We start from the raw sequence: 12292 nt of genomic DNA on the forward strand, positions 1-12292 counted from the left end.
ATCCTTACAACAACAAAAGAGGACAACAGAATGTCGCAAGATATAAGCGTGCCGCTGCCCACTGCCACTGCCGGAACTCAGGCCAGGCTGGCGCGAAAATCCCTCGGACTGGGGGCCCTGCTCGCCGTCGCCATCGGCCTGGTGGTGTCGCAAGGTGTAATGGTCATCATGCTGCAAGGCGTTGGTATCGCCGGGCTGGGCTTTATCGTGCCGCTGACGCTCGCCTACCTGCTGGCGCTGAGTTACGCCTTTTCATTCTCGGAGCTGGCGTTGATGATCCCGCGGGCCGGGAGCTTGAGTACCTATACCGAAGTTGCTATCGGTCAATTCCCGGCAATGCTGGCGACGTTCTCGGGTTACATCGTGGTGGCCATGTTTGCCTTGTCCGCTGAGTTGCTACTGCTCGACCTTATTGTCGAGAAGGTCTATCCGCATGCGTTGCCCTCGATGAGTGTGGCGTTTGGGGTGCTGGCTATATTCACCATTCTCAATCTGTGCAACATCGATATTTTCGCCCGCCTGCAGTCGGTGCTGGCGTTGGTGATGGTTGTGGTTTTGCTGGTGCTCGGCTTCAGCGCTGTTGGCAGTGAAAGCGCTGAGCCGCTGAGCAGCTTGCAGATGGACGGTTGGAATCCGCTGGGCCTTGGCGTGGTCGCGCTTACCGCGTTGGCGATCTGGGGTTTTGTCGGCGTCGAGTTTGTCTGCCCGCTGGTAGAAGAGTCGCGTCGTCCGGAGCGCAATATTCCGCGTTCGATGATCCTTGGCCTCAGCGTCATCTTTATCACCATTGCCCTGTATTGCCTGGGTGCGCTGTTGATGGTGCCGCAGGAAGAACTCGCCAGTAACGGCTTGCCGCATTACCTGTTCGCCACCGCGGTATTTGGCAAGACCGGTCAGGTGCTGCTGGTGACAGCTGCCGTGACTGCCACCTGCAGCACGCTCAATACTTCGCTGGCGGCCATTCCGCGGATGCTCAGCGGCATGGCGCAGAATGGTCAGGCCTTCCCGTGCTTCAAACGGGTCAGCAAGCGCACTGGCGCCCCTTGGGTGTCAGTTCTGTTCATTGCGGCGATTACAGGCTTGCCGGTGCTGTTGATGGGCGTTGATTCGATCAACCTGCTGCTGATCGCCGCTGCGCTGGCCTGGCTGTTGGCCTACATCATTGTGCACGTCGATGTGATGGTATTGCGCCATCGCTACCCACACATGAAGCGCCCATTCCGCACACCGTTCTACCCATTGCCGCAGCTGTTCGGCATCGGCGGCATGCTCTTCGCCATGTGGCACGCATCGCCAGCACCGGAACTGACTGCGCAGATATTCAGCAGCGCCGGTGTGGTGCTCGGGCTGGTGGCGGTAATCGCTGTGGTTTGGATCAAGCTGGTGATGCGTAAACCCCTGTTCACGCCAGAGCCGATCGAGAGCGTATTAAAGGCGCAAGACTAACCTCGCGTTACAGCGGCAAATGAGCGGGAGAGCATCTTCACCGGTGCTCTCCCGCAGTCGTTCAGGTTGCCAGCTGATTGGCAAACTGACCCACCGCACTCACCACCTTTTGCGCGCCGTCCTGAATCTCGACGATAACCGCGCCGGCTTGTGCGGAGAGTTCCAGGCCTTGTTGAGTTTGGCGCTTGCCGTGCTCGATCACCAGCACGGCCTCTTCGGCGAGTTTCTGGTTTTTCAGCACTACGCTGACGATTTCTTCGGTCGCGGCGCTGGTGCGTGAGGCCAATTGTCGTACCTCGTCGGCTACCACCGCGAACCCGCGACCTTGCTCACCCGCGCGGGCGGCTTCGATGGCGGCGTTGAGGGCAAGCAGGTTGGTTTGATCGGCGATGCTGCTGATGCTTTTGATGATCGTGCCGATCACTTGCGACTGCTTGTCGAGCGCCGCAATGCCTTCGACCGCCGCTTCCATCTGCACGGCCAGTTGGCGCATGACCTCGACCGTTTCCTGCACCACTGAACTGCCGCGCTTAGCGGTGGCGTCGGTTTGCTGCGAGGTGCTGTAGGCAATCTCGGCGGCTTCGGCGACGGCATTTTCGCGGTCTACCTGATCGGTAATTACGGTGGCGAATTTGACCACTTTGTAGAGGCGGTCATGGGCATCGTAAATCGGGTTGTAAGAGGCTTCGAGCCAAACGACCCGGCCGTGGCTGTCGACGCGTTTGAAGCGGTCGGCGATGAATTCACCACGGCGCAGTTTGTCCCAAAAGTGTTGATACTCAGCCGAACTGTGTTCTTCGTGCTCGCAGAACTGGCGGTGATGCTTGCCTTTGATTTGCTCAAGCGTATAGCCCATCGACTGCAGGAAACGGTCGTTGGCAGTGAGTACTTCGCCATTGAGATTGAATTCAATAACGGCCGTCGAGCGCTGCAGCGCTTCAATCAAATTTTCGTGTTCGCGCGAGGTTTCAATCGTGCGCGTGAGGTCGCTGGCATACACCGAGCAATGCAGAATATTGCCCTGGCTGTCGTGAACGGGCTGAACAATCGCGCGTAACCACGCCTCTTCGCCATCGCCGCGAACAATCTGCAGGGCGCCCGCCCAGTGCGCGCCCTCGCGGATGGCATTTTTCATGCGTACGAAATGTTCGGTGCTCTGCGCATGGGTTGGCACAAGTTCTGTCAGCAGGCGGCCGGTAAGCTTATCTCCCTGGTGGGCCATCTCTTCCTGAAAATTACGGTTGATCTGAACAATTCGGCCTTGCGCGTCGAGTGTGAGCGCGAGCATTTCCTGATCAAGGCTTTCACGCACCTGTACGAGTGACGATAGCTTCTCGGTTAGCACCTCGATTTGCTGTTTGTAGTGCTTATTGAACATCTTGATCACCGTCGCAAGGCAGAAGTGTTGGGCAGAACGATTGATGAGCACTGAAGTTGTGGCGCTACTTGAATGAAGTTTCGCGGGTGTGCTCATAAACGCAGTGCTGGCAATGACTCTTAAGTCATCGCTTCATACCCTCTATATCTACAGTTTTGCCGACAACTTTAAGTTAAAAGTCCACTTTCACAGCGCTAAGTCCCGCGCCCGCTCTGGCTCGCAGGCTCATTGAGGGCGCGTCGCGCAGATCAAACTAGGAATATGCATGGCTTTTTGGCATTATTGCGACTGCTTATTATTTGCGTTTGTCGAAAATTCCTATGCTTGCATGTAACTCCCACATTCTGGCGATCGAAGACGATCCGGTGCTAGCGGCTCATCTTGAGCAGCACCTGCAGAGTCGCGGTTTCTCGGTAACCTTGCAGCGCGACGGCCTGTCGGGCTTAGCCCACGGCAAAGCCGAGACGTTCGATCTGGTGTTGCTGGATGTACTGTTGCCGGGGCTGGATGGCCTTAATGTGTTGGCGCAATTGCGCGACCACAGCAGCGTACCGGTCATCTTGATGTCGGCGCTGGGTGCCGAGCAGGACCGAATTGCCGGCTTCACTCAGGGTGCTGATGACTATCTGCCCAAGCCCTTCACCATGGCCGAACTTGAGGTGCGCATCGCCGCGATCATGCGCCGTGTTGCGTTTGAGCGCGGCTTCGTTGCGGCCAATCAAAATATCTCGGCGTTCGCGCTCGACGCAGAGCGCAATGATGTTTGCCATGAAGGCAGGTGGGCGCAGCTGACCCAGACGGAATTTCGCATTCTGGAGTTGCTGGTGCAGCATCCGGGAGAGGTGCTGAGCAAGGCGCTGTTGTATCAGCAGATTCTGCACCGGGCATACTCGCGGCACGACCGTGTGTTGGATATGCACATCAGCCATGTACGCCGCAAACTGTCGGCTATTGGTTACGCAGGTGGGCGCATTGAGACGGTTTGGGGCAGAGGATATGCCTTCCAGTCCGGCGATGACTAAGCATGGCCCGCACCTATCCATTGTTCTGGCGCTTGGCTGCATTGCAGTTGGGCGTGTGCATTTTGATCGCCTGGGGGGCCTGGTATTGGGCCGGTAAAGTCGAACAGAGTCGCTCGTTTCTGGAGCCGATGGCCAAGCGCCAGATGCACGCCTATGCCCGCCAGGCTGAGCGGGCCTGGCTGCAAGGCGGCTCGGACGGTGTCGAGCACTGGCTGGAGCGAATGGCCAAACGCGAGCCGGGTGTTTGGCTGGTGGTGGTGGACAATAAATGGCGCAGCTTGACCCGCCATAAACTGGATGCTGAAGACTACGTTCGCTTGCGCCGTGTGCGCGGTTTGGATAATCCGATGAGCAAGCGCGCCCGTGGCCAGCTGTATATCGGCATGCCCTTTGTACACGCGCCGCAGCAGGGCCAGTTGGTGATGCAGTTGCCGCAGCGGTTTTTGCCCGAAGGGTTTACCTGGTCGACCCAAATTCTGCTGCATGGTGTGGCGCCAGGTGTTTTGGCGTTGCTGCTATGCCTGTTTATTTACCGCTTGTTGATTTCCCCGCTTGGGCATCTGCGTGATCAAGCCAATGCGCTGCGTGGCGATCAATTGGCCACACGGGTTAGCCCGCGTGTCAGCCAGCGTCGGGATGAGTTGGGTGATCTGGGGCGCGCGTTTGACCACATGGCCGAGCGCCTGCAAAAGACCATTGCTTTTCAGCGCCAGCTGCTGCGCGACGTGTCCCATGAGTTGCGCACGCCGTTGTCACGTTTGCGGGTCGCCAGCGAATCGCAGACCGAGCTGGACACCTTGCGCCAGCGCGTGGATCGCGAAGTGCTGTCGATGCAGCAACTGGTTGACGCAACGCTGGAGTTGGCCTGGCTGGACACCGAGCAGCCGCGGCTTGCACTTGAGCCAATCGATATTGGCGCGTTATGGAGTGTGCTGTGTGAAGACGCCTGCTTCGAAAGCGGCTGGCAACCGCAGCAGTTGCGTTGCGACCTGCCGTATGGCTGTCGCGTGTTGGGCCATCTGAACAGCCTGGCGCAGGCGTTGGAAAATATTCTGCGCAATGCGATTCGACATTCACCGGCTGGCGGTCTCGTGACGCTCAGCGGTAAACGCGAGGCGGATACCTGGCTGCTGCAAATTGAGGATCAGGGCGGCGGCATCGCTGAGTCGGAACTTGAGAACATCTTCCGACCCTTCACCCGGCTTAGTGCCGCGCGCCCTGGCGGTGAGGGATACGGGCTCGGATTGGCCATCGCCAAAGGGGCGTTGAAACTACAGGACGCCTCGATTTGGGCGGAAAATACCGGGCAGGGGCTGCGGCTGTGCGTGCGTTTGCAAACTGTATAGTTTGTAAATGATCTTTATTCTCAAGTGAGAATATATATCATCACTGCCGCTGGCGCAGAGAGGAGCCGCCATCAGGCTCTCTTGTTGCGCTAAAAACGCATTCAAGGAGAGAGTTGATGCAGCCCCGATTTACCTTCAACCACCTGACCCTGGCATTCCTCGCTATCAGTGCACCGCAGGTATCGTTCGGCGCAGAGGCCGACGCCAATACCGTGCAGCTGCAAGATACATATGTACTGGGGACTGCAGAGGAAGAACTCAAGCAGGCGCCGGGCGTATCGATTATCACGGCTGAAGACATCAAAAAGCAGCCGCCGGTCAATGACCTCTCCGACATCATCCGCAAGATGCCAGGCGTCAACCTGACCGGCAACAGCGCCACCGGCCAGTACGGCAATAACCGCCAGATCGACCTGCGCGGCATGGGCCCTGAAAACACCCTGATCCTGATTGATGGCAAGCCTGTGAGTTCACGCAACTCGGTGCGCATGGGCCGCAGCGGTGAGCGCAATACCCGCGGCGATACCAACTGGGTTCCGGCGCAGGCGGTCGAGCGTATTGAGGTTTTGCGCGGCCCGGCGGCAGCACGTTACGGCTCGGGCGCGGCCGGTGGTGTGATTAATATCATCACCAAAGCCCCAACGCATGAGCACAGTGGCTCGGTCACAGCCTATGCTAACCTGCCCGAAGACGATGCAGAAGGCACCACCAAGCGCATCAACTTCAACATGGCCGGCCCGCTGGTCGAGGCGTTGTCGTACCGGGTGTACGGTAACTTCAACAAGACCGATGCCGACGACCTGTCGCTCAACGGCGAGTTCGCAGCTTCGCCGACCGCCACACCGCCAGCAGGGCGTGAAGGGGTGCGTAACAAGGATATCGACGGCCTGCTGCGCTGGGATCTCAACCCGCAGCAAACCCTCGAACTGGAGGGCGGTTACAGCCGTCAGGGCAATATCTACGCCGGCGACCGGGCTGTCAGTACCAATGGCACAGACCTGTTGAACGAGTTGGCGGGCGATGGCAAGGAAACCAACATCATGTACCGCCAGTCCGCCTCGCTGACCCACCGCGGCGACTGGGATTTTGGCACCTCGCAAGTGGTGGCCTCGTATGAGAACACCCGCAATCGCCGCCTCAATGAAGGCCTGGCCGGTGGCCCGGAAGGCAGTATTACCACTGCTGATGATATGTCGACGTCCGAGCTTAAAGCGTATCGATTGGCCGGCGAGGTGAACTTGCCTCTGGAAGTCTGGGCGAGCCAGGTGCTGACACTCGGCACCGAACTGACCCGTGACGAGTTGAATGATCCCTACTCAATGACCCAAAGCACTGGCAATGGCGGCGATGTGCCGGGTGCTGAAACGGGCACCCGTTCGGGCAAGTCGGATGCGGACAACTATGCGGTGTTTGCCGAAGACAACATCGAGTTGACGGAGCGCTGGATTCTCACGCCGGGGCTGCGTTTCGATCATCACAGTCAGTTCGGCAGCAATTGGAGCCCGAGCCTGAACACATCGTACAAAATCACCGATACCTTTACCGTAAAAGGCGGGGCGGCACGGGCGTTCAAAGCGCCAAACCTGTACCAGTCCAACCCCAACTATCTCTATTACACCCGCGGCAATGGCTGCCCGGTGGATTACCCGAGCCTGGGCAGCGGTTGTTATGTGCAGGGCAGCGATAACCTCGACGCCGAAACCAGCCTCAACAAAGAGATTGGTGTGGTGTTCGATGATGCAGGCTGGAACGCCGGCATCACCTACTTCCATAACGACTACAAGAACAAGATCACGGCAGGTCTTGATCCGGTCGCCACGACCACCAGCAATGGCCGCGTGTTCCAGTGGGAGAACGCACCCAAGGCAGTTGTTGCAGGCTGGGAAGGTAATCTGAATATCCCGTTGCTCGGTGATGAGGGCGACGTCCTCAGCTGGAACAACAACTTCACCTACATGATCGAGAACAACAACAAGGAAACCAATGAACCCTTGTCGGTTATTCCCGAGTACACCATTAACTCGATGCTCGACTGGACCGTTTCGGAACGTCTGGACCTGTCTCTGAACATGAGCCATTACGGCAAGCAGGAACCCCGCAACCTCACCTCCAGAGGTGATGCGGCTACGGGTGATGAGCTGCGCACACGCGGCAGTTACAGCATCTTCGGCCTCACCGGCAACTTCCAGCTGGATGACACCTGGAGCTTCGCGACCGGTATCAACAACCTGTTCGACAAGCGCCTGTACCGCGAAGCCAACTCCGGCGGGGAAGGGGCTAACACTTACAACGAACCGGGTCGTTCCTACTTTGCCTCGGTGACCGCCAACTTCTGATACCCCGGCTCCTTTGCCCGTTTAGCGACGGGACTTCGCTCCATCAGGTTCGCCCTGATGGAGCACTTTGGTTTCGGCCTTCAACTAATACCAGCACCTGTACACGTTCGAGGATTGCCAATTGAGCGGGACACAAAAACTCGCCGAGCGCAGGCGGAGGGATACGCGATGAAAGCGTTGTTATTGCTGTTTATGGCGATGCTGGCTGGGCCAGTTCTGGCCAAGCCCGACCTCAGCCAAACCATGGGCAATACCTTGGCGCGAAGTGGCTCCGAGAGTTACAGCTTCGAGCGATTTGATCTGGCTGCGGCCGACAACCAGCGTCATTACCGGGTTTATCTGGCGGTGCCAAAACAGCCAGCACCGGCGGCAGGTTATCCGGTGATGTACATGCTCGACGGCAATGCTGCGCTGGCGTCGTTGCAAGAGTCGTGGCTGGCCGAGGCTGAGAATCCACCGTTACTGGTGATGATTGGCTACGACACTGAGCTGCGCATACAATCGCTGGCGCGAACCTTCGATTACACCCCGTCACCCCTTACTGGCGAGCCTTTTGCCGATGAATCGTCGCAGGGCCGAATGGCCGGCGGTGCCAGCCAGTTTCTTGAGCTTATCGAAACCCGGATCAAACCACAGGTGAATGCCAGGCATCGGGTCGACCGGCAGCAGCAAACACTCTGGGGGCATTCATACGGCGGCGTTTTTGTTCTCAACTGCCTGTTTGTACGCCCGGATGCATTCCAGCGATACGTGGCAGTCAGCCCGTCGTTGTGGTGGCAATCGGGCTTGCTTTTACAGGTCGAAAAGCAGCTGCCGCTCAAGGCGCGTGCTCGCGTCATGATCCTGCAGGGCGAGCAAGAAGGGCGCGCTGGCAAGGGCCGGGAAATGCCTGCCGCACGGGCGCAGGCCATGCGCGCAGTCGGCACTGATGCGCTGGCAAAAATGGTCGCCCGGCTCGCGGCTTATCCGCACATTGAGGTTGATTACCAAACGCTGAGGGGGCTTGGGCATGGCCCAATGTTCGCAGCGTCGATTCCATTAGCGATGCAGTTCGCGACTGAACAAGGTGCTCCATGAAACCTTCCCGCTCATTTAGCTGGGCCACTGTGTCGCGCATCATCGCGGCGCTGTTTGGCGGCTACCTCTACACCTACGCCTTTACTGCGGCGATTGCGCAGATGCTGCCACTTGAGCCGCGCGATGCACTGGTGGTCGCGACGTTGCCAGCCTTTGTGATTTATCCACTGACGATCCTCTGGGCTTTCGCGTGCCCGCGCCCGCGAATGGTCTGGGCCAGTGCCGGGCTTGCTTTGCCCTTATTGCTCATCGGGTTCTGGCCGCAGTTTTTGAGGGCTGTGGCATGAAACCATCATCCCTCACGCAGTCCATGTCCTGGCTGCATACATGGGGCGGGCTGATCTTCGGCTGGCTGTTGTTCGCGATTTTCCTGACCGGCACTCTGGCTGTCTTTGATAAGGAAATTGACGTCTGGATGCAGCCCGAGGCCCCGGTTAGTCACGTCGATCAAGCTCAGGCTGCCGAGCATGCAATCAGCTATCTGCAGCGTCATCACGGCGCCGAGAGCGCCTGGGAAATCAGCCTGCCGACCGCGCGCTCGCCGCTACTCAGCGTGTCTACCGGCGAGCGGCGGCGCAATGCTCCTCGTCAGTATCTCGACCCTAATACCGGCGAGCCGATTGATATTCGCGAGACTGCCGGCGGCCGGTTCTTCTTCCTGTTCCACTTCACTCTGCATATGCCGCGCAACATTGGTATCTGGCTGGTCGGTCTGGCCGCTGTCGGCATGCTGGTGGCGCTGTTCAGCAGCCTGATTATCCATAAGAAATTCTTCAAGGAATTCTTCACCTTTCGGCCCAACAAAGGCCAACGCTCGTGGCTTGATGCGCACAATGCAACCGGCGTGCTGGTGCTGCCGTTTCACCTGATGATTACCTACACCGGCTTGGTGATCTTCTCGTTGATCTATATGCCGGCAGCGGTTGATGCCTTGTTCGATGGTGATCGCGAGGCCGCGTTTGGCCGTGGTCAGCCGGCCAAGACTGAGCAGCAGGCGGCTCAGGGAGCTCGCAATGGGCGCAGTCAAAGTGAGGGTCGTGGCGACGTATCTGGCGAACTGGTTGCGCTGACCCCGTTGCAACCGCTGTTGCTGCAAGCGGAGCAGGCTTTGGGTGAGGTGCGCAGTGTGTCCATCAGCCATCCTGGGCGCAGTGATGCACGCATTGAGATGCGCCCGGTGCTGGGCAATCGGATCGAGCTGTCGAAAGGTCTGTCCATGACCTTTGCTGGCGTCAGCGGCGAAGTGTTGAAAATGCCGGAGCAAAGCCGCTGGGCGCAACTGACCCAGCGCGTGCTGTCGGGCTTGCACTTCGCCCAGTTCGGCGGCTACCCGATGCGCTGGCTGTACTTTTTTTGCGGCATGGCCAGTTGCGCGATGATTGCCACCGGGCTTGTGCTCTTCACGGTAAAACGCCGGCGTCGGCCCGAGGCGGAAGGGCCAATCGCGGCGCGGCTTTACCATCTTGCCGAACGCTTGAATATCAGCGTGATTGCCGGCTTGAGCATTGCCTGTGTGGCGTATCTCTGGGGCAACCGTTTGCTGCCAGCCGAGCTGAGTCAGCGCGGTGATTGGGAAGTGCGGGTGTTCTTTGCCTGCTGGGCTCTGAGCCTGCTGCATGCCTATTGCCGTGAACGCACGCAAGCCTGGCGCGAGCAATTGGTCTGTGCGGCTGCCTTATGTGTGTGTATGCCATTGCTCAGCCTGGCGACGATGACTCAGCCATGGGCCGAGCCAATTCGTGCCTACCTTGAATTATCCACAGTGGCGTGCGGCGCTTTGTTCGCCTTTGCGGCCTGGCGCATTGGCCAGAAAAAGCCAGCGCCGACACCGCGGCGTCAGCCGCGTAACGTTTCTCAGGAATTATTGAATGCTGATTGAGTTTTTTGCCGGTCTGTTGCTGGTGTATGCCGGCATGGTCGCGTTGTGCTTGGGCCTCAAACGCCACTTCAAAAGTGTCTGGCAGCGTGAGCCGAGCGCAATCTGGTGTCGCACGTTTCGTGTGTGCGGCTGGCTGCTGTTGGCACTGGGTTTCGCGGCCTGTATTGCCAGTTGGGGCTGGGCTCAAGGCCCGGTTGGCTGGATGGGGCAGGTGAGTTTGGCAGGCTTGGCGCTGGTGTTGTTGATGCCATATCGCCCGCGCTTGGCGACGCTATTGCCACTGCTGGGCTTACCGTTTTTGCTCTCGGCCTGGCTGTTGGCTTAATGCTCGCGTTTTCGGCCCGTATTAATCGTATGGCCGAAAAAAGCCCCACCGTTACCGGGCGGGGCTTGCAGGGTTTTCTCGTGAGGCGTGGCGATCAGCTGTTTGGCTGCCAGCCGCCACCGAGGGTTTTGTAGATGGCCACGATACCGCTGTACAACTCGACTTCGGCTTGCGCCTGAGAGTCTTCCGCCGCCAGCCGTTCGCGCTCTGCATCGAGCAATACCAGGAAATCCACCGTGCCTTCGCGATAACGCACGCCAGCTTGTTCGGCTGCGGCGCGGCTGGCTTCGGATTGGCGAATTAATGCGAGCAGGCGCTGCTGGCGTTTGGCGTAGTCGCTAAAGGCGTTTTCCGATTCCTCCAGTGCCAGTAATACCTGTTGCTCGTACTGCGCCAATGCACCTTGCGCCTGCGCATCGGCGCTGCGAATCCTGGCCCGGACGCTGCCCAGATCAAACGCTGCCCAACTGATGGTCGGTGAAACCGCCCACGCACGTGCTGCCGATGCACCGATTTGCGAGCCACGGCCTGCGGTGAAACCAAGGAAACCGCTTAGGCTAACCCGTGGGAACAGATCTGCGGTGGCAACGCCAACATTGGCGGTTGCCGCTGCAAGACTCTGCTCGGCTGAGCGAATATCTGGCCGGCGGCGCAGCAGTTCGGCCGGGTCGCCAATGGGCAATGCCTTGGCGATTGCCGGGATTGGCTGCGGCGTCAGATCAATACTCATCTGGTCGGCGCGCTGGCCGAGTAGGGTGGCGATGCGGTTTCGCGCACGCACCTGCTCGGCCTGTAGTTGCGGCACGCTGGCCTCAACCGCTGCCAGCCGTGCATCGGCGCGCAGCACATCCAGTTCACTGCCCACCCCCGCGTCGCGCAGCAGTTCTGTGATGCCGCGTGACTCTTGCTGATTCTTCAAGTTTTCGCGGGCGATATGCTCGCGTAACTGCGCCCCGCGCAAGCTGCCATACGCATCGACCAGTTCAGCGATCAGGCTCACCTGCAGTTGATAGTAATCTGCTTCGGCGATTTCTATCTGCGCATCGCTGGCTTCCAGTTGGCGCTGGATACGACCGAACAGGTCCAGTTCCCAGACCATGTCCAGACCAAGGTCGTAGCGCTCGGTCTTCACTCTGTCTTCGCTGATGTCGGGTTGTTGCGCCTTGCCAATGTCGCTGCTGGCACGGCTGGTAATGGTCGGCAGGCGATCATTGGCCACGTCATCGCGAATTGCCCGCGCGGCTTGCAGTCGGGAGAAGGCCACGCGCAGCTCACGGTTGCTTTGCAACGACTGCGCAACCAGCTGATTCAGCGTCGGGTCTTCAAACTGCTGCCACCACAGCGTTTCAAAGCGCTGCTGGTCATAACGACCCGCCGCTATCTGGGAGAGTTGCGCTGGGCTGTTTTCCGGCTGTTTGAAGTCCGGGCCGACGGCGCAGGCCGAGACTGCCAGCGCGAGCAGTGCGGGGGCGAATAATTTCAG

General features: G+C 58.9%; 10 protein-coding genes. 8 read left to right on the top strand and 2 right to left on the bottom strand.

Annotated elements, in window-relative coordinates; translation table 11 throughout:
* The first annotated feature begins 30 nt into the window (after nt 1-30).
* Nucleotides 31-1446: an APC family permease gene (locus FEZ62_RS15000; protein WP_172928586.1), complete on the top strand. Its 1416-nt coding sequence runs from the start codon at nt 31-33 to the stop codon at nt 1444-1446.
* A gap of 61 nt (nt 1447-1507) precedes the next feature.
* On the opposite strand, the gene FEZ62_RS15005 is transcribed toward FEZ62_RS15000, so the two are convergent.
* The gene (locus FEZ62_RS15005; protein WP_172928588.1) at nt 1508-2824 is read right to left on the bottom strand and encodes a PAS domain-containing methyl-accepting chemotaxis protein; all 1317 of its coding nucleotides are present in this window, start codon (nt 2822-2824) and stop codon (nt 1508-1510) included.
* 320 nt (nt 2825-3144) lie between these two features.
* On the opposite strand from FEZ62_RS15005, the gene FEZ62_RS15010 reads away from it, so the two are divergent.
* From FEZ62_RS15010 to FEZ62_RS15040, 7 genes are all read left to right on the top strand, one after another.
* The gene (locus FEZ62_RS15010; RefSeq protein WP_172928591.1) at nt 3145-3846 is read left to right on the top strand and encodes a response regulator transcription factor; all 702 of its coding nucleotides are present in this window, start codon (nt 3145-3147) and stop codon (nt 3844-3846) included.
* A 2-nt stretch (nt 3847-3848) separates the two neighbouring features.
* Complete coding sequence (locus tag FEZ62_RS15015) at nt 3849-5192, top strand: sensor histidine kinase (RefSeq protein WP_172928593.1); 1344 nt, start codon at nt 3849-3851, stop codon at nt 5190-5192.
* Nucleotides 5193-5308: 116 nt separating this feature from the next.
* Nucleotides 5309-7528, top strand: a complete 2220-nt coding sequence (locus FEZ62_RS15020; RefSeq protein ID WP_172928595.1) for a TonB-dependent siderophore receptor — start codon at nt 5309-5311, stop codon at nt 7526-7528.
* Nucleotides 7529-7696: 168 nt separating this feature from the next.
* Nucleotides 7697-8605, top strand: a complete 909-nt coding sequence (locus FEZ62_RS15025) for an alpha/beta hydrolase-fold protein (RefSeq protein WP_172928598.1) — start codon at nt 7697-7699, stop codon at nt 8603-8605.
* Nucleotides 8602-8892: an iron transporter gene (locus tag FEZ62_RS15030; RefSeq protein ID WP_090508873.1), complete on the top strand. Its 291-nt coding sequence runs from the start codon at nt 8602-8604 to the stop codon at nt 8890-8892. Before FEZ62_RS15025 ends, FEZ62_RS15030 begins: the two co-directional genes overlap by 4 nt.
* Entirely contained in the window at nt 8889-10484 is a 1596-nt protein-coding gene (locus FEZ62_RS15035; RefSeq protein ID WP_172928600.1) for a PepSY-associated TM helix domain-containing protein, read from the top strand. Before FEZ62_RS15030 ends, FEZ62_RS15035 begins: the two co-directional genes overlap by 4 nt.
* Nucleotides 10474-10809 carry a DUF3325 domain-containing protein gene (locus tag FEZ62_RS15040; RefSeq protein WP_172928602.1) on the top strand — a complete coding sequence of 112 codons (336 nt, stop codon included), beginning with the start codon at nt 10474-10476 and terminating at the stop codon, nt 10807-10809. Before FEZ62_RS15035 ends, FEZ62_RS15040 begins: the two co-directional genes overlap by 11 nt.
* Nucleotides 10810-10903: 94 nt before the next feature.
* Here FEZ62_RS15040 and FEZ62_RS15045 read toward each other — a convergent pair whose 3' ends face one another.
* On the bottom strand, nt 10904-12292 hold the full coding sequence (locus tag FEZ62_RS15045; protein ID WP_274600692.1) for a TolC family protein: 1389 nt from the start codon (nt 12290-12292) through the stop codon (nt 10904-10906).

The sequence above is a fragment of the Pseudomonas sp. MS19 genome (genome assembly GCF_013277615.1).
Classification (GTDB): domain Bacteria; phylum Pseudomonadota; class Gammaproteobacteria; order Pseudomonadales; family Pseudomonadaceae; genus Aquipseudomonas; species Aquipseudomonas marincola.